Origin of the sequence: Paenibacillus amylolyticus (assembly GCF_051136285.1) — a bacterium.
In the GTDB taxonomy this organism is placed as follows: Bacteria; Bacillota; Bacilli; order Paenibacillales; family Paenibacillaceae; genus Paenibacillus; species Paenibacillus amylolyticus_F.
Genome location: NZ_CP194938.1, coordinates 4,358,539 through 4,378,356, shown reverse-complemented (window position 1 = coordinate 4,378,356; position 19,818 = coordinate 4,358,539). Strand labels below are relative to the sequence as shown.

At 47.7% G+C, this 19,818-nt stretch carries 12 protein-coding genes; 4 read left to right on the top strand and 8 right to left on the bottom strand.

Translation table 11 applies throughout. The features are described 5' to 3' along the window. Positions 1–122 precede the first annotated feature (122 nt). Positions 123–1,100: a hypothetical protein gene (locus ACR8BL_RS19205; RefSeq protein WP_434749097.1), complete on the top strand. Its 978-nt coding sequence runs from the start codon at positions 123–125 to the stop codon at positions 1,098–1,100. A 156-nt stretch (positions 1,101–1,256) separates the two neighbouring features. Here ACR8BL_RS19205 and ACR8BL_RS19200 read toward each other — a convergent pair whose 3' ends face one another. Beyond that, positions 1,257–2,045: an SDR family oxidoreductase gene (locus tag ACR8BL_RS19200; protein ID WP_434749096.1), complete on the bottom strand. Its 789-nt coding sequence runs from the start codon at positions 2,043–2,045 to the stop codon at positions 1,257–1,259. Positions 2,046–2,107: 62 nt separating this feature from the next. Next, positions 2,108–2,605: a GNAT family N-acetyltransferase gene (locus ACR8BL_RS19195; protein WP_434749095.1), complete on the bottom strand. Its 498-nt coding sequence runs from the start codon at positions 2,603–2,605 to the stop codon at positions 2,108–2,110. A gap of 240 nt (positions 2,606–2,845) precedes the next feature. Between ACR8BL_RS19195 and ACR8BL_RS19190 the strand changes: the two genes are divergently transcribed. Next, on the top strand, positions 2,846–3,919 hold the full coding sequence (locus ACR8BL_RS19190) for a methyltransferase domain-containing protein (protein WP_434749094.1): 1,074 nt from the start codon (positions 2,846–2,848) through the stop codon (positions 3,917–3,919). A 99-nt stretch (positions 3,920–4,018) separates the two neighbouring features. Here ACR8BL_RS19190 and ACR8BL_RS19185 read toward each other — a convergent pair whose 3' ends face one another. From ACR8BL_RS19185 to ACR8BL_RS19165, 5 genes are all read right to left on the bottom strand, one after another. Next, on the bottom strand, positions 4,019–7,414 hold the full coding sequence (locus ACR8BL_RS19185; RefSeq protein WP_434749093.1) for a GH36-type glycosyl hydrolase domain-containing protein: 3,396 nt from the start codon (positions 7,412–7,414) through the stop codon (positions 4,019–4,021). A gap of 183 nt (positions 7,415–7,597) precedes the next feature. Then, complete coding sequence (locus ACR8BL_RS19180) at positions 7,598–8,587, bottom strand: LacI family DNA-binding transcriptional regulator (protein ID WP_434749092.1); 990 nt, start codon at positions 8,585–8,587, stop codon at positions 7,598–7,600. 680 nt (positions 8,588–9,267) lie between these two features. Then, positions 9,268–11,331, bottom strand: coding sequence for a molybdopterin-containing oxidoreductase family protein (locus tag ACR8BL_RS19175; RefSeq protein ID WP_434753175.1), 2,064 nt, complete (start codon positions 11,329–11,331; stop codon positions 9,268–9,270). Between the two features lie 128 nt (positions 11,332–11,459). Next, positions 11,460–11,720 carry a hypothetical protein gene (locus tag ACR8BL_RS19170; RefSeq protein WP_434749091.1) on the bottom strand — a complete coding sequence of 87 codons (261 nt, stop codon included), beginning with the start codon at positions 11,718–11,720 and terminating at the stop codon, positions 11,460–11,462. Positions 11,721–11,764: 44 nt separating this feature from the next. Then, entirely contained in the window at positions 11,765–12,631 is an 867-nt protein-coding gene (locus tag ACR8BL_RS19165) for a formate/nitrite transporter family protein (protein ID WP_434749090.1), read from the bottom strand. A gap of 382 nt (positions 12,632–13,013) precedes the next feature. On the opposite strand from ACR8BL_RS19165, the gene ACR8BL_RS19160 reads away from it, so the two are divergent. Next, complete coding sequence (locus ACR8BL_RS19160; RefSeq protein WP_434749089.1) at positions 13,014–13,484, top strand: hypothetical protein; 471 nt, start codon at positions 13,014–13,016, stop codon at positions 13,482–13,484. 39 nt (positions 13,485–13,523) lie between these two features. After that, the gene (locus ACR8BL_RS19155) at positions 13,524–18,098 is read left to right on the top strand and encodes an S-layer homology domain-containing protein (RefSeq protein ID WP_434749088.1); all 4,575 of its coding nucleotides are present in this window, start codon (positions 13,524–13,526) and stop codon (positions 18,096–18,098) included. A gap of 261 nt (positions 18,099–18,359) precedes the next feature. Here ACR8BL_RS19155 and ACR8BL_RS19150 read toward each other — a convergent pair whose 3' ends face one another. Next, a complete protein-coding gene (locus ACR8BL_RS19150; protein WP_434749087.1) occupies positions 18,360–19,721 on the bottom strand; it encodes an FAD-dependent oxidoreductase in 1,362 nt (453 codons plus the stop codon). Between the last annotated feature and the right edge of the window lie 97 nt (positions 19,722–19,818).

The following is a 19,818-nucleotide window of genomic DNA, read 5'->3' as shown; positions in this document are numbered from 1 at the left end:
TTATAACACCATTTTTTACTTCCCATTAAGGTTGAACTAATCTCTGCTTCATGCTCGGTGCCTAAGATAGCGTTGTGGCTATATAACCACAAACTCTATTCAAGGAAGAAGGATGATCACGGATGAAGAAAACCACAACATCAAAAGCAGTAAAAGTAACCAGCGCTTTAGCTTTAACGTTTGCACTTGGCGGGGGCTTACTGGCAACCACTGCGGTTCATGCAGACCCTGCGGCGAAAGCATCCGATGCACTCCAGAACAAACGCACTGCCCCGATGGGGTCCCATATATTGAAACCACCTGGCGAAGCAGAACGAGGACTTGGACCTTGGTTCGGCCCTCATGCCGAAGAAGTCCTGTCGGTGCTGGGCATAACCAAAGATGAATTAAAAGAAGCTCTAAAAGCAGACCAGTCCCTTGCTGAAATTGCTGCCTCAAAAAAAGTTGAGACACAGACGCTCATTGATAAACTTGTAGCCACGGAGAAGAAGGAACTGCAACAGCAGCTTACCGACTCCAAGATTACACAAACTCAGTATAATGAGCGCTTAACCGCTCATACGGAGCATGTAACCGAACTTGTAAAAGAAAAACCATCCGCATTACGCGCGAAGAAACCTGAACTCCCTGCGCCTGGTATGGGTTTACCTGGACGGGGGTTTGGCCCTGAAGTGGATCGCAACTTGGACAAGCTCGCGTCTCTACTTGGACTGACAACGAACGAACTATCTTCATCACTAAAAAAAGGCAATACTCTTGCTGAGATTGCATCTGCGCAGAAGGTGAACGTACAAATCATTATTCAGAAGCTTGCAACCGACAGAACATCGGATCTGCAGCAAGAGTTAAAAGACGGTAAGATCACACAGGCTCAATATAATGAGCGAGTTGCCGACCTAACCGGGCGTATCACAGACCTTGTCAATGGGACTCGTCCATCGGTTGAACCGAAGCATCACCACGGCTCTCGTTTGAAAGATGATTCGGGCGCCCCGGTAAAACCTTTTCCAGAGAACGACAAGACAGATAAAACGGGTAAGACGGGTGCGATTGATAAGGCAAGTACGAGCACATCCGATCTTAGTAAAAACCCTGCGTAATGAACCATCCAATCACTTAGTGTTCGGTGAAACGTTATAAATACGTCCCGGTTTCTACATCCCTACAGGATTATTTCCATGCCAAGCCCCTCCTTCTCACGCTGTCTGCAGCGGTGAAGGAGGGGCTTTAATGATGATCAGGTACATAATAGTCTTTTAGAGCGCACGCACCATACCACCATCGACAATTAATGACGTTCCGGTAATGTAGGTGTTGGCCCCGGATAGCAGGAATACAACGGCTTTCGCGAATTCTTCTGGCTGGCCGTAACGCCCCATCGGAATCTCTTTGCGGAACTGCTCCGCGATTTCATCTTCACTGACCCCGTTCTGTTCTGCTCGCGCCGTATCCAGCTCACGAATCCGATCTGTTGCGATGCGTCCAGGGGCTACAGTATTAATCAAGATGCCGTAAGGTGCAAACTCCTGAGAGAGCGTCTTGGCGAGGCCAAACACACCGGTACGGAACGTATTGGATAGAATTAAGCCAGGAATAGGCTGTTTGACCGAAGTCGAAGCAATGTTGACGATATGCCCTCCATTTGTCTTCATATACGGAAGTACACCTCGAATCAGCCGGACATAACTAAGCATGTTTAGTTCAAATGCATGCTCCCAGTCTTCGTCTGTCAGTGACTCGAACGTACCCGAAGGCGGGCCTCCGGAATTGTTGACCAGAATGTCGATCTGCCCAAACTGTTCTGCTGTCACCTGAATAAGCGCCGCGATGTCCTCCTTACGAGTTACATCCGTTGCGACATATTCCACGCGTCCACCGCCGCCAAGTGCAAGCAACTCTTTTTTGACGATAGCGAGCTTGTCCTCGCTTCGGCTTGCCAACATCACATCAGCACCTTCCAGTGCCAGCTGTGCCGCCACCGCTTTGCCCAGGCCCCGGCTAGAGGCCAGCACCAGTGCTTTTTTACCGCGAAGTCCCATATCCATTGTTTATTCCTCCTCAGCGAAGTTCATTTGCCCATTCTCCATCAGCTAACTGTCTAAACAGCCTATGCATTAATAAAATAAGCCATCAAAATATCGTCCACATCCTTGCCACCGATTCGAAACTCGGATACAAGCCTGCCCTCAGTTACAAACCCACATTGCTCATAGAAGGCAACCGCTCCCGGATTACTTGATAACACACGCAGCCTGAGCTTGCGAATCCCTTGCTCCAACGCGTACTGCTTCATTGCTTTCATTAAAGCTGTCGCTACACCCGAGCGGCGAAATTCAGGGTGAACTGCAATATGTATCTCGTATACATGGCGGTTCACCGGCATTCCTGTGGGGGGATGGAAGCCCACATATCCGCATACCCGATCCTCTTGTACCGCGATTAGCTGACTGCCCGGGGGGCAATATTGCAAATACTGCTGTCTGGATCGCCATTGCATCGGCGCAGGCGAGGTGGACGTATTCCAGACGAGCATATCCAGCTCCATCAACTGGTTCGCATCCTTCATCTCGGAAGCACGAATTTGATACGTTTGACTGGTGAGCATGCCGATTCAACCTTTCATATATCTTCATTAAATATTTTGTAGTTTTGCCTCATTTTACGATCTTTTTCATGTGACTTATTCTGCTATCTATTGTAGCATAGCCGCCGGGTGGACTAAAATTCCGCCTTCGTTTGACCAAATAATGAAAACCCACTTTACCTTAACGTAACGTCATACTTTATACTGATTCCATGGTAATAATTATAGATACGGTTCAATAAGGTAAGGAGGTATATCAGATTGAATATCAAAGAAGCCTCATCCCGGCTGGGAATATCGGCGAGAGCCATTCGTTTTTATGAGGAAAAAGGGTTAATTCAGCCTGCCAAGCAGTCCAGCAACGGATACCGCACCTATACGGAAAATGATATTTGGCGTTTGCAGACGATTGCAGCGCTGCGCGAGATTGGCATGTCCCTGCAGGACATTACCCATGCCCTCGCCGAGATAGATCAAGGCAACCAGCAGGGATTGGAGGAATATCTGGAGCTGCAGCAAGCGGTGATGTATGCCCAATGGGTAGAGTTGAAACGGATGATGGATACGACTCAGCGTATGATTGACTTGAACCGTCAGGACGGGTCGCTGGATGTCAGTCATCTGCACGAGCTGGCTGGTAGTGCACGTCGTCTGCGGGAGGCAAGACAGAACTGGCATGACCGCTGGAATTATGATCAACAAGCGGCTGTCCATGATCAGCGGGTCCAGGCCGGAAAGACAAAAGAAGACATGCCTTTCAGCCTGTACCACAATTATGATGAAGCCTTGGAACAGACTGTGCAGTGGATCTCTCCAGTATCCGGGGAAGCTGGCTTGGACATCGGGACTGGAACAGGCAATCTGGCTGGCAGAATGCTGAACCAGGGTGCAGTCATGACCGGAATTGATCAGTCACGGGAAATGCTACGGACGTGCCGACGGAAATATCCGCAAATGCATGTGAAGCTTGGTAATTTCCTGGCGCTTCCTTTTGCCGATCAGTCCTTTGACTTTGTCGTATCCAGTTTTGCCTTTCATCATCTGGGCCCCGATCAGCAGCAGCTCGCTTTGGAAGAAATACAGCGTGTGCTAAAGAACACCGCAACTGGCCGGATCTGTCTCACCGACCTGATGTTTACCGATTCCGCCCACCGCGACGCTTATAGTAGGCACACTGCCACAACTGGAGATGCGGAACAACAACGAGCATTACGAGAGCGCCATTTCCCATTGCTAGGCGAATTGTGCAACTGGCTGGGTTACCTGGGCTACGAGACCAAGCATATAAGGCATAATGAGCTGTTACACACGGTGCTTGCGGTGCCACAGCCTTAAACGGTAATTTGGTTGGCATATGCAGCATAACACGTGAGGTAAACCAAAGAGCCAACCCTCTGAATGAAGGTTGGCCCTGATTGTTACATAGTTGCTAGCTTACATATAAACATCAACAATCGTGCGCTCTGCTGAGCCGCTTGCCTGTTTGAACACATCCAGCGAGATGCATACCCCGCCTTGACGATAACGGTTTGCTGTGCGCTCCCCTTGAATGTTTTGGCCATTCACGGTGACACGGCTGACAGTTCCCTCGTTCAAGTGGTAGACGAATGTTACCGGCTCACCTGCATATTCAAATTCGAATTGCATGCCGTCCAGCTCAGCTGGCAGTACCGGGTCGATCACCAGATTGCCGCCTTCCTGACGAATACCCAGTGCATTCGAGATCAACTGGTTCATGTAGATTCCAGGACCGCTGGAGTAGATTCTCCATCCGCCCTTCACCTCTACCGTCCCTTTGCGAAGCTGGTCAAAATGTTCCTGCGCCTCGTAACGAGTGTTAAACTTGCCGTCTGAACTACTAAAGTACGCATTCGCTTGGCGAATCTCTGCGTTAGGTACAACCTCGCGGATCCCCACAGGGTTGATCATCGCCAGACCATTCCATACCTGATCGGTCTTACCGAGCTTCGCCATCGCTTCCACGTAACGGATGTGGGCGTGCACGTATTGCAAACCGATCTCACGTCCGAAGTTGGACGCTTGCTCTGCACGTTTGAAGTGTGTGCTTACGCCGCCTGCATATTGCGCAGGACGGTTCATCAGACGTACGCCATCCGGGCAGAGGAACTGTTCACGAATGAGCGCGTAATGCGACTCAGCCTGTTCTGCATTCAGCAGTTCACCAATCATGCTGCGTGTCATTGGCAACAGGCGGTATTGAATGCCTGTTTCCGTATCCGTCGGATGCAGCATCAGTTTCGCCTGATCCGCCTCTTCCATGTACACAAAACCTGGAATCACATCTGTGCCCAACATATAACGGTTGAAGTCCTCGCGGATCCCCTCTGCCAGTTGAGCAAGCTCCTGGGCAAAGGCTTCATCTCTGGATTCCAATGCCTGCGAGAGCACGTTCACGGACTGGTACGTCAAGGCCACCGTCCAGCTGCTCACCATGTATTGCTTGAGCTGTGCATTGGCTGGCTGGAGTGTATCATCCCAGTCTCCATCTCCGTAGGAGGACAGGAACGTATCATGCAGGAAGTGTGCACGGATGTATTCGATCTCTTTTTTCGCGTGATCCAGTACCGTCGCTATCTCTTCTGTGAACCCGAAGCTGTGTTTGACGGTGTAAGGTACTTTCTCGTCCAGAATCGCATAATCACGAGTTGCAGTCAGGTAGTCTGCCAGCACTTTCAGCGGCCATACGATGATATCGCCATGGCTCTCTTCCTGCTGAATCGCAAAGTATTTGTCAAACATAAACCATTGCGGCCAGTTGCCATCATCTTCGTATTGGTGCGTGTACACCATTTTGATGATATCGCGAACCTGCTCATATTTCTGGGTGGCCATGAAGTACTCCACCGGGCCCTGACACACATCACGTGTACCCCAGGCTGCGCCGCCGTATTGCTCCAGACCGTGAGGTACAGAGTAGTGAACCAGCATATTGTGGGTGTACCACCAAGCAAGCGCGTTGACTTTGAACAAATCTTCCGCATCCTGACTCTCACCACGGGACAAACGGAAACCGTTCATGACACCTGCGAAGAACTCACGGTATGCCTGCACTTCTTCTTCAAAAGAAAGAGTCGAAGTTGCTGCGTCAGCACCTGCAGACGCCTGACCTTCCAGTACGCCCTGAACCTTCAGCGTCCATTCCGCACTTGCTTCCAAACTGAGCGTTACGAGCGAAGCAGAGCCGCTGCGAACACCGCTGGCAAGCAGCGTTTCATCTCCAGCCTGAGCAGCAGCACCTTCAACGGTCAACCGATACTCCAGCTCTGGATATGTTCCTGCACTCAGGGACTTCGAATCAGCTTTGAAAATCAGTGTATCGCCATCCTGTGTCATGTGCAGTGGATATTCGTACTCATTCACGTTCATCGTAATCTGGTTAGTCACCAGGTAACGATAAGCCTTGCCACTTGTAGAGCGCACATTCATGCGTACTTCTGTGGCATGCGTCGTTGTATAGTTTGTCACGATGAGTGTATCGGACTCCATTTTGTAAATCCAACGGGCATAGTTAAAACCAATCTCGAACAAAGACGGCATCGTCAGAAGGCGATATTGTCCATCCATCTCCACATAGATGCGTTGTCCAGCCGTCTTCGGCACGTTCAAGGCATTACGGGCATTACTCATCATTTTATTAAAATTCGTGTTGCCAATGACGAGCTGTGAGTTGAACATTCCATACATGTACGATGTAGTTGTAATAACCTGTGCACCAAGTTCTACATTACCGCCACTCATCAGAATGTGTCCATGTGGACGTTCTACCAGCAGTTCTTTGGCTTTCAATACGATATGTTCGTAAGATTCCGTAAAGAAGGACAACAGTTGCTCCCCGCTGCGTTCTTCCTGATGACGGTCAGGGTACAGGTCGTTAATTTCTTCCTGTGTCAGATCGAGTGCAGCCAGTGGCTCACCCAAAGCCGAGGAGAGTTTCACCTGCTCAAGCACATCACCTGGCTCTGCGTTCAGAGCCTGCACTTCGTTCCATGCCGCTTCAACTTCATCACCGAACTCCAATGCAGTAATGCCCGATGCATGGTTAGGCTTCGCCAGTCCATAGAAAACAACCTCTGTTTCACCGTTCAGTTCGAGCAGCTCGGATTGCAGTGCAGTATAAGCGAACTCATACTGGTAAGTCTTGTTTGCCAGTGACGGACGGCTCAGACTTTCCGGTTGATTGGTTTCTTTGTAAGACAGCCCGAAGAACTGGAATCCGTCTGTAGAGTAACCTACTGCATTGGTCAGAGAACCTTGCTGCATGTAAGGGAAAACTCCACCCTGTGGCTGGTTCTGACGCGAGCACACAACATACCCCTTCACATCATCCTTAAATACGGTATGGTCAATATATTGTGATAAATATGCCTCATTACTACGCACTGCACCCGGATCAGCGAGTCCCACATCTTGTCCATAGACCACATCGATACGCTGCTGTTGTCCTGTAATCTTCACATTCCAGAACCAGATTCCTTGTGATGCAAGTGTAAAGATAACCTGATATCGGATCGCCTGTGCTGCATTCTTCGGTTGAACACTGCCTGTCCAGATCAGCTGACGGTCTGCATGTGATTTACTTGTGGATACCTGGCTGTTGGAATGTACGCCGAGCATCGGGAACGAAGTAATTTCCCCATCCTCATGTACACGCAGATACAGATTATTCAAAGACCCATCAATCGGGTTACTAAGTAGTTGATTCAACATCGTTGAACCGGAAGTGGCCTGGTACAAGTCTCCACTGTTCAAAAAAGTAAATGTGACTTCTCCGGCTGCCAGACGAATCGTTTTATTCATAGTTGTTGTCATCACTCTATCACTCCTTAAATTAGTTTACTGCGTATAATCGAAACGTTTCGATATTTTTGAAAAAGAATAGGGTTCCCTTTGAACCGGCCGTTTCTGGCCCGTCCCAACGACAACCCTCATGTTTGTTATAACTCATCTCATTCACATGCAGAACATTCTTCTCGTCATTATGTAGTCCTGAACTTAAAGAGAACCTACAGAACCACGCTCCACCAAATCAATCGTCAACGTATAAGATGGATTAACACTCTCTCCATTCAGCATCTGGAACAGCAGATGCCCTGCCAGTGATCCAGCCTCATGCTTCGGTTGGCGAATGGTGGTCAGCGGCGGACGAGTATATTCGGACAGCTGGATATCATCGAATCCGATAACTGAAATATCCCCCGGCACCGAAATACCACTCTCTTCAAATGCTTTCAATCCACCTATGGCCATCTCGTCATTTCCGTAAAACACAGCTGATGGAAGTTCGCCTTGCATAATCATCATCTTGGTTGCACTGAAACCGCCTTCGCGTACAAAATTGCCGTTCAAGCGCCACTTGGACTTTTCTGCAAGCCCTGCTTCTCGCATCGCTCGGAGATATCCCTGGTAACGTAGTGCATTATCGTAGGAATTGGATGGCCCGCTGATATAAGCAATATTTACATGACCATTTCTGATCAGACGACGGGTCGCCAGATATCCCCCTTGCTCACCATCCACCAGGACGTTAACCAGATGATCACCAGATAGCTGCCGATCCATAACAATAATCGGGAATCGCGCTCCGGCAGACTCAATCAGGATTTCATCAAGGATATTATGAGCCAGTATAATGGCTCCGTCCACTCTTTTTTCACGTAAAAAACGTACTGCCGTGGAATCTCCTCCACCCATTGAGCTGCATGCAATCAGATCATATCCGTTCGCCAGCGCCACATCCTGCACACTGCGAATGAGCTCGGAGTAATAAGGTCCCGACAAATCCGTCAAGATGAGCGCGATGGTATTGGTCCGGCTACGTTTCAGATCCATGGCAAAGCCATTTTTACGGTAATTCAATTCCCGTGCTGCCTCAAGCACCTTGGCTTTGGTCTTGGCACTAACCTTGCTGTCCCCGTTCAGTGCGTAGGAAGCAGTGGAAAGTGCTACACCCGCCAGCTTTGCCACATCCTTGATTGTTGCCATTCCATGTTCGCCCCTTCTTGCTTAACTCATCCATTACTATTTTATCTCATCAGACACTATACTATTTATCTTATCAGACAGCATGTATTGAATAAAAATCAACACTATACAGTCACGTTCACTGCACTAGTCGTGCTTGTCATTCATTATGATGCATATCCCGTAACGCCCCTGGCACATCTGGCTATACTTCTTAAAGTGAGCCTCTGCATTTCCCCTCGTTACGCACAATCGAAACGTTTCGAGCCGTTTCCAAAAAAATAATTCAAACTTGTTCTTCTTGTTCCACTGCTTTTATAAAGACTAGACGGTGGCATTAACTCGCTACTTCTTGGAATGGAACTCTGCTCACTCAGTGCAAAAACATCGTGCAATCTGCCGTACACGCTAGATTGAAACGTTTCGACATTATCATTATAGTCGGTGCTGATAGCGATTTCAACCACTTTATCCAATTTTCACGGAAATAAGTTTAATTTCCGATGTTTGTCCAAAAAGTTTTAATTATCGTACTGCTTTGCAACCCACGGTCAGGCTGAAGAATTGGCAGATATGATTGTAGAACGAACTGAGCAAAATCGCAAATAACGCAATCATGAAGGTCAAACGCCTGAGGAGACCCGCCAGCCTCTCCAGACGTTTGTTTTTTTATTAAAACACAACTACGGCTGCAATCCCCTTCACTGCCGCTTCACTTCAACCGTGGCTGAGAAAAAGGTTGCGCCATTCCCCATATCCGACAATCGATCAGATGTCAGCGAGTTGGAGCGTTGCTTTTTGCCATCGCCGTCCCACCACAGCCCTTGGCTGATGACCGTTCCCGGAAGCATCGCATCCGTCACTTTAGCGGTCAATTCAATACGTCCGCGTTCATTCCACACCACAACTGCATCGCCATCCTGCACATCACGGCGAGCCGCATCTTCTGGATGAATCTGCACTAGAGGCATCTTCTCCAGCCGTTGGTGCTTGGCTGAGTTGCCGAAGCTGGAGTTCAGGAAATTATGGTTAGGCGGAGAGACATACATCAGCGGATACGCGTCAGTAGGTCCAGCCGGATTCTCTCCATCAAAACCTTCAACTAACGCAGAGTATGTCGGCAATGGTGGTAGCCCCTTTTGCTCCATCTGCTCGGAATATAATTCAATTTTGCCTGACGGTGTAGGCAGATGTTCCAGGAAGGAATCATGTGCCGACATGTCCAGCTTCACAAAGTGATGCTGCTTCAGACCGTTCAGCGTAATTCCGTTCATATACGGATTTTCTGTGCCTTGAAGTGCATTCTCAATCATCTGCTCCGGTGTTTCACCGAAGATATCCGCATCATACCCCATGGCTTGTCCGAGCAGCGAGAACAGTTCCACATTGCTTTTGCTTTCGCCGATTGGCGCGATAACCGGCTCCTGGAGCTGGACATACTGATGCCAGTAGGACAGGTACAGGTCAGTCGCTTCAAAAGAAGACGTCGCTGGCAGCACAATATCTGCATATTTCGCCGTATCCGTCATGAACAGGTCATGAACTACCGTAAACAGATCTTCCCTTGCAAAACCTCGCTCCACTCGTTCCGTATCCGGTGCTACCACCAGTGGATTGCTGCAGTAAACTAACATGGCCCGGATGGGCTGTTCCGCTTCCAGCAATGCTTCGCCAATCCGGTTCATATTTACGACTCGCGGCTCAGCCTGTTGCCTTAGGTCAGGTCGCTCCAGCGCATCACTGTTGGTGCTTGCGTAACTGTTCGTACGAACCGCACCGCCGCCGCGCTTCAGCCACTGCCCTGTAATCGCAGGCAAGCAGGCAATGCTGCGTACGTTCATGCCCCCATTGTCATGATGCTGCAAGCCATTCCCAATATGAATATGCGCAGCCTTAGCGCCTCCGTAGAGCTGCGCCAGCTCCACAATCGTTTCTTCCGGCACACCTGTAATCCGTGCTACGCGCTCCGGGTTGTACTTACGCACATGTTCGCGCAGCGCTTCGTGTCCTACGGTATACTTTTGCATAAACGCTTCATTTGTTAGTTCTTGCTCAAACAGCACATGCATCATGCCCAGTGCCAGTGCACTGTCCGTACCCGGGTAGAGCGGAATAAACCAATCTGCCCATTGCGCCGTCCGGTTGCGGTGAACATCAATAACCACAATCTTGGCACCATTCTTGCGAGCCTTCTCCGCCAGTACAACCTGATGCATGTTCGTGCTGACGATGTTCCCACCCCAGACCACAATCAAATCTGCATGCTCCGTATCCTCAGGCAATGTCCCGTGATTAGCTCCCATCGTATATTTCCAGCCGGTATTGCCCGCAGCATTACAAATCGTCTGCTCCAGCATACTTGCCCCCAGCGCATTAAAGAAACGCCGATCCATACCGTCTACACCAAGCACACCCATATTTCCGTAAAAACTATAAGGCAAAATGCTCTCAGGTCCATACGTTTCAGCTAAATCCTTGAACCTTCCCGTAATTTCCTGAATGGCTTCGTCCCAGCTGATCCGCTCGAACTTGCCTTCACCTTTGGCGCCGACTCGTTTCATCGGATATTGAAGACGCTCGGGATGATACACCCGCTCCGTCATATTTCGAACTTTATTACAGATTGCACCCTTGGTAATGGGGTGATCCGGATTACCGGTTACCTTAACAATTTTACCTTGTTCTTTATGTAGTAGCAGACCACATGTGTCTGGACAATCGAGCGGGCATACCGCTGGAAATACCCCATTCTCCTGATCGATCATCATCTGGCTCCCCCTCTTTCAATGGCTATCCCTATATCATATCCCTTTCGGGACTAAAACGTAAAGAGAACAGGGGGAATCGGCCAAAGCTTCATGATTGCTGGTTAACATGTTTCTGTGCAAATCCATTATTCTAGTTTTTCAAAAAAAGTTTTAGCCCTTTGATTCATTCCCTGAATCCAGGGGTAAATTAAGAACAAGGCATTAGGCTGGTGTTTCCCCACTTCCTCCTCATGCCATATCATGGACCACTCCCGAAATTCGCCATGCTCAGGTTTCGTTCCCCCGAACCTTGTCATGGCGAATTTATTTTGTGCAAAAAAAGATGACCCTATTTCATACCCCCACAACGAATCGTCGTGAAAATATAAGATCATCATCCACTTCATTTATCCTATCTTCTTATTTACTACAAAATTCACTCTACCTTAGGTTAGGCCTGTTTGCTCCACATCGCTCTGCCCTCTGTTTCCGTAGGAGGAGTTACTGCAGGAACCATTGTTTCCTTTTTGGCTACTGTGGCTACTTGCTCGTTCTTGCGCAGATATACCATCCAGTATGCAGCCGCTACGAACAAAGCTCCGCCCGTCAGATTACCCAGCCAGACCGGGATAAAATTCATGACATACTGCCCCCAGGAATAGTGTCCTTCAAAGATCGCTGCCGGAATAAGAAACATATTAGCCACAACGTGCTGAAACCCGATCGCCACAAATGCCATCGTTGGAAACCAAATACCCAGAATTTTACCGCTCATCGTATCGGCTGCATAAGACAGCCAGACTGCCAGTGCCACTAGCCAGTTACAGCCTATGCCTGAGATAAAAGCCTGCAGGAAGCTGTCGTGCAGTTTGTGCCCTGCCATATCAACTACTTTAGTCAGGTATACACCCTCGGCTGTAAGCCCAAGTACATGACCAAAGAAAAAGGCCACGAACAGGGCACCGAGCAGATTGCCTACCGTCACGAGCAGCAGGTTCTTCAGCATGCTGGCGGGAGAGATTTTACGTGTGATTGCAGCGAGCGGTACAGCCATCATATTCCCTGTCAATAGTTCTCCTCCGCCGATCAAGACCAGAATCAGACCTACTGGGAACACCGCCGCTCCGATAAATGTTGCCATGCTTCCCCACTCTGCTGGTGCAGATGCAATGACACGAATATCCAACAGAAACCCAAGAGCAATAAAGGCTCCCGCCAGGAAACCAAGAATGAGCACAGAAGAACCTGGATTTTGTGCTTTCTTAACTCCAGTTTGTGCCGTATATTGTGCAACCTCTAGAGGTGTTTTTGCCGCCATATCAATCATCCTTTCTTTACTTTGTTCATCGTTGGATAAAGCTACTTGAGATTCATTGTTTATGCGTTGAAGCTCTATCCCAATTGTATCTCGACACTCTACAAACCTTTGTGCAAATTATCACAATCTTAGCATTGAAGAAACTTTTAAAATTTTATTTTCGAGCACATGGAACTCTGATCTAGCAACTCATTCATACTAAAGGAATTGTTCAGAATTTGTTCAGAATCCATTTGTATACTCTAAGCACATATACTAAAATTTATCTCTGCTGAGTGGGGCTGAGTATGGATTAGAAGCAGTTTAGGTTGTTTCACATGTTATCAAAAGGATGGTTTATGAGTTATTACAAGCATATTTACAAACATTAGGGGGTTTAAACATGTTCAAACAATCTTTACGCTGGAGAACCATTATGATGTATGCTTTGATATTTACTCTGATTCTTCCTAACATCCCTCTTCCCCAAGCTCATGCTTCCACTAACGGAAATGTGAATATCCTGTCCGCAGTTAATAACAACACTGATCGTAATCTGACAAATGTTGTTTATGCTAACGGGAAATACATCGCAGTAGGTAATAAGGGACGGATCGCTCAGTCCACCGATGGATTAAATTGGGCTGTCGTAAATACAGGAGTTTCTACCGAAGCAACATCCTGGGAAAGCATCGTGTATGCAAACAACTTATATATCGCAGCAGGGACGGAAGACAGCTCGGGTTCTAAAGCACGATTGATCGTTTCGTCTGATGGCGAAATCTGGAATGATATATCATCGGCAATTGATGGTAACACACTTAAAAAAGTCGTTTATGTAAACGGCAATTTTTATGCAGTTGGCGGAAAATAGAATGCCAGTGATCGGGAGCAAGAGACCGGCATTATCTATATGTCTACGGATGGTTTAAACTGGACTTTATGGAGTAATGTCCCGAAAATTTGGCCTTCAGGACAATCAACAAGTACGTCATTTTCTTTGAAGGAATTGGCTTATATCTCTGGCAAATATGTTGTCGCAGGAAATAGATATGGCGGATACGCGTATTCCAGCGACGGGACAAGCTGGACGAATGAATTCAAGGGCAGTGGTGCTTTGAGTGCGTTCTCTGTATATAATGATAAGCTTTATATGGTTGATAGTAGTGGGAATGGTTACTCTAGCTCTGACGGAATAAATTTTACAGCCGATTCCTCCTATAACAATACCAATGGTACTGTCAAAGTGGGAACCACACTCTATCGTTTTGGTCAAGCAGGTAAACTGGACTCCTCCGCAGATAACGGCGTGAATTGGACTTCGGAGCCTAACGCAACCAATATGGATATCCAATCTGCAGCTTCGAATGGAACCGGTATGGTCCTTGTTACCTCCGCTTCAAATAAGCTTGTCGTTACTTCGGATAAGTCGGAGTGGAAGAAGATCGCGGGAAATCTGCAGAGTATTGCTTATAACGGAACCACATGGGTGGTGGTAGGTGAATCGCGCGGTAGCAATGCTGCAAGCGACAGCATCATCCTAAGTTCAGCAAGTGGATGGGAAAATCTAAATACAACCAGTCAATTGCTGCCTAAGGAGGCTTTTTCCAGAGTCGCTTACGGGAATAACACTTTTGTAGCCATGGGTAACAAAATCGGGACATCCCCGGATGGTGAACAGTGGACACTCCATGCTCTCCCCACTGACGCAACAGGCAAAGTGGTAGCTTTGACGTACGGAACGAGTGGAGGATTTGTGGCAGTAACTGATACAGGTGATACACTCAACTCCGTTGACGGATTTTCTTGGACGACGGGTACAAAAATCAGCTTAGATATATCCAATGTGAAGTATGTCAACGGTGAATATATCGCTACAGGTTACGGAGTAATTTGGAAGTCGGATACCAACGGATTAAACTGGAATCAAATCATCGACCCAGATAGTAATATCTACAAAGAAAGTTACTTCAACGACATTACCTATGTGAATGGAAAATATGTAATTGTCGGTGCCGATGAAGCTAATTTACCTCTTGTGCTAGAAACGACTGGTGTCTTGAACGCCAGCTCAACTTGGACCAGACATGACATTGACAATGTCAATTCAGTGGTTTTGAAATCCATTGCATACGGAGATGGCATGTATGTAGCAGCAGGGTTACTATATGGAACTCCAGACCAGTACATGATGTATTCCTCCTCTGATCTGGTGAACTGGACTCCTTACGATGAGAACACATTAGGTATACGCGGCGAGGGGCTAAGCACCGTTTATTATGATGAAGGAAAGTTCTATATTGCGGGTAACGACAACGCAAAGATTGTACTTGGAGAGGCTGCACCGGGTAGCAACAATGCTGGTCTGACAAACGTCCTGGGACAGACTGACAACACGCCAGGAGGCGGGGATGGAACGGCAGCCGGAACAGCGATTACATGGACAGTTAACGTAGCACATACGAACTCAACAGTGGGACTAGCCGATCTTGTACTTGCAGATAATCAGGCCAAGATGGAGTTGTTCAGTAACAGTGACTATTCCACAGGTGCAGTTACTGGCAACTCGACGATCTCGCTCACCGCAGGTGGAGCTACGACTGCATACATTAAGGTGACGGCAGCCGACAACACGACCGTTAAATATTATGCGGTAACGGTGAAGCGCGCAGCTACACCGGAAACCGAACCAGTTGCAACAATCAGCTATATGGATGAGCTACTGACAGGATTTGTGCCTAATGCTGCTTACTCCATCAACAATGGGAGTGCTGTCGCAGACGCCTCAGGACAGATCACCATCGACAGCAGCTGGATTGGAACCACGTTGTCCATCGTGAAAACGGGCAATGGCAACACTACAACAGACAGCTCAGCTCAATCATTGGTCATTCCTTCTCGTCCTGCAACGCCAACGGGCGTTGGCAAGACCGATGAAACTTCGAACGGTGCTCAGGATGGAACCATCACAAATGTCACCAATCAGATGGAATACAAAAAAGACATAAGCGGTACATGGGCAGCTATCGCTAACACAACCGTTACCGGTTTGGAGCCAGGGACGTACTATGTTCGTACCAAGGCCACGTCCTCGGCGTTTGCTTCATTAGAGACATCGGTAACGGTTGGTTCAACATCTGCTACACCCGAACTCACACCAAACGTAGCGATCAGCTATATGGATGAGCTACTGACAGGATTTGTGCCTAAAGCTGCTTACTCCATCAACAATGGGAGTGCTGTCGCAGACGCCTCAGGACAGATCACCATCGACAGCGGCTGGATTGGAACCACGTTGTCCATCGTGAAAACGGGCAATGGCAACACTACAACAGACAGCTCAGCTCAATCATTGGTCATTCCTTCTCGTTCTGCAACGCCAACGGGCGTTGGCAAGACCGATGAAACTTCGAACGGTGCTCAGGATGGAACCATCACAAATGTCACCGATCAGATGGAATACAAAAAAGACATAAGCGGTACATGGGCAGCTATCGCTAACACAACCGTTACCGGTTTGGAGCCAGGGACATACTATGTTCGTACCAAGGCCACGTCCTCGGCGTTTGCTTCAAAGCAAGTACCAGTAATTGTAGGTTCCAGTACATCGGCCCCTGCTGAACCAAATGTCACTGCAGACGACCATAATAACACCATTATCGGTTTAGACATTACAATGGAATACAAAATCGACAATGGAGCCTACACTCGGTTTGATGGGTCTAATACACCTGATCTCAGTGGTGAGCACACAGTTAAGGTTCGTGTAGCTGCGAACGGCTCTGTTCCAGCTGGAACAGAGAAAACACTTCACTTCACAGCAAATCTTGCAACTGATCTGAGCGTGGTTGCGGTTGATCCTGACGGAATAACGAATAACGGGAAAACATTCATTACGGTAACCCCTGCAATTCAGATTAATGGGCACCGTTTCGTTTATAAAAACTTCGGTACCGGAAATATCAACGTTCCTGCTATTGGTGATGTGGCCACTGGCTACGAAAACTGGCCAAACAATGGTCTAATCAACGCAGCAAACGGAGATAAAATCGCTGTTGCCGAGGTAGATGTCGAAGGCAAGATTGTAAAGTTCGGATGGGCTTCATCTGTGGTAAAGAATGAATCAGCACCAGGGACCAATAATCCTGAGATCCCCGTCGTCTCCTCTCCTTCTGGGGGAAACAGTACAACCAATCCGAACACCAATAACGGTAACAATAACAATGCAAGCGGCGAAGATGTGATCATTATCGTTAACGGCAAAACTGAAAATGCAGGGAAGATGAAAACAACAACCCAAGCTAACGGGATAAAAATGACAACACTTACCGTTGATCCGGCGAGATTACAGGCGAAGCTGGATGCCGAAGGCTCTAAAGCAATCGTTACCATTCCGGTTAAATCTTCTTCCAATGTCATCGTTGGCGAGTTAAACGGGCAATCCGTGAAAAACATGGAACGTATGTCTGCAACGTTGGTTCTCCAGACAGATCAGGCGAGTTACACGCTCCCTGCTTCGGAGATCAACATTGATTCTATTACCGAAAGCCTTGGCCGCGACTTGAAACTAGAAGAAATTATGGTGCGTATTACGATAGCCAAATCTTCGGATACGATGAATCAGGTTGCAGTGAATGCAGCAGGCCAAGGTGATTTCACACTCATTGCTCCACCTGTTGACTTTACCGTATCTGGAGAATACAACGGCAAAACTACTGAAATAACGAAGTTCAACGCATACGTTGAACGCAAGGTAGCATTGTCTCCCGAGATTGATCCAAACAAGATTACAACCGGCATTGTCGTAGAACCTGACGGTACAGTACGACATGTACCAACCAAGGTTGTGTTGGAGCAAGGGACATTTTATGCACAGATTAACAGTTTGACGAACAGCACGTACGGGATTGTTTGGAACCCAATTACATTTGCGGATGTGGAGAAACACTGGGCGAAAAATGCGGTGAACGATATGGGTTCCCGGATGATCATCCACGGTGTTAGCGATACAACCTTCAATCCAGATCAAGCAATTACAAGAGCTGAATTTGCAGCGATCATGGTACGTGGATTGGGTCTCAAGCTTGGTGAGGGTTCACAGCCTTTCCGGGATGTTGCTACGCAAGATTGGTATTCCAGTGCGGTTCAGACGGCAGCCTCCTACAAACTGATTAACGGATTTGAGGATGGTACGTTCCGCCCGAATGACATGATTACGCGTGAACAAGCTATGACGTTAATCTCGAGAGCGATGAAGCTGACAGGGCTCGCAGACCAGTACGCTAATCTGGATGCTAACGAGACTCTCTCCGTATTTAAGGATAGCGCTAATGCGGGTACATGGGCGAAGGATAACATTGCACTGACAGCCAAAGCAGGCCTCATCAGTGGACGTAGTGATGGTAAACTTGCGGCAAAAGCCAATGTTACGCGTGGGGAAGTGGCAACTCTGATTCAGCGTCTGTTACGCAAGTCTGATTTAATCTAGTCTAAAGATGTAGAGTTTGCTTAAGGACAGGTTCACTTCATAGGAGTGAGCCTGTTTTATTTATACCCACGACTTCGGTATGTATATTTTCACATAACCCGAACCTCTGACTGCAATACCAGCATGGTCGATAACACAAAGAAAATAGACTGACGATTAGATATAGTCGCCAGTCTTCCTTTTCTGTATAATTATTCGCTTTGATTCGTACCCTATCTCTTGCTCTGCTGTCTGTGCTGCTCTATTCGAACAGAATAGCTCTTACACCAACGCTGGAGCTTTAACCTCTATCGGCCGCAGGGCTTGCAGACCTGCGGTATTTAGGAAATTCCACGGTTTGTTGTAGTGAGGTTGGAAGAAGAAGTCGATAAACGCCAGTTCATCCACGGTCATGTTGTTCTGGATACAAACCGAGATCGTATTGATCGACTGCGTCAGGTCCACTTGTGACATCACCTGTGCACCGACAATCCGGCGAGTCGCTTGTTCGTAGACCACTTTAAGCAACAGTTTCTCAGCGGTTGGCATAAATTCCGGACGGTAGCTGTCTTCCAGAACAACCGATTCTACAACCAGCCCTTCCTCTCTGGCAGACATTTCGGTCATACCTGTTCCTGCAATATTTTGCTCATAAATTTTAATACCCGATGTACCCTGTGTTCCCATGTAAGGTATAGTTGGACGAACCAGGTTGCGTGCTACGAGTGTACCCATCCGTACCGCGTTGGTTGCCAGCGGAATGTAAGCCGCTTTGCCGGTCGGGTTGTAATGGATTGCACAGCTGTCACCTGCAGCAAAAACATCTTCTTTGCTTGTTTGCATATATTTATCCACGATGATTGCACCGTTTGGCAGCATATCCACTTGACCTTTGAGCAGCTCCGTATTCGGACGGAATCCGATACAGAGGATGACCAAGTCAGTCTCGAACTCCCCTTTGGATGTGATGACTTTGGTTACTTTACCATTCTCGCCAGTAAACTTCTGCACCGTTTGACCAAGAGCCAGTTTGATGCCTTTTTCAGTCAGTGTATCTTCGATTACATCTGTGAATTCGGAGTCAAGATACTTGTTCAAAATACGATCCACGCTGTCAATCAGTGTTACTTCCTTGCCATTCATCTCGAATGCTTCCACCAATTCCACACCGATGTAACCTGCGCCGACCACAGTCACGCGTTTCGCATCCTTCGCTTTTTCGATGATGGTGTTGGAATGGTTGTAGTTTTTGCAGAGCAGGATATTATCCATCTCGATGCCCTCAAGCTTCGGTACAACCGGCCATGAACCCGTAGTCACGATCAGTTTGTCAAATGTATCTTCCAATTCTTCCCCGGTTTTCAGATTTTTAGCCCGCAAGGTGTGGCCTTTCGCATCAACTGCTGTAACCTCATGCAGCATCTTGGTCACCACACCGAGGTCTGCCAATTGATTCGGCGAAGAATAGAATAGGCCTTCAGGATCTTTCACCACTCCACCTACGTAGAGCGCAATGCCACAAGACAGGAAGGAAATATTGTCATTGCGTTCATAGACCGTAATGTTAGCGTCCGGGTATAATTTAGCGGTATTTACGATAGCTGCTGTTCCTGCGTGTGTACATCCGATAACTGCAATTTTCATGTGTAGTTCCTCCTTGGAGTATATAAAATAATGAATGATAAGTGATATTATGGTTGTGAAATATTTCACTATAAATTCGATGTTTATTATGTGATTT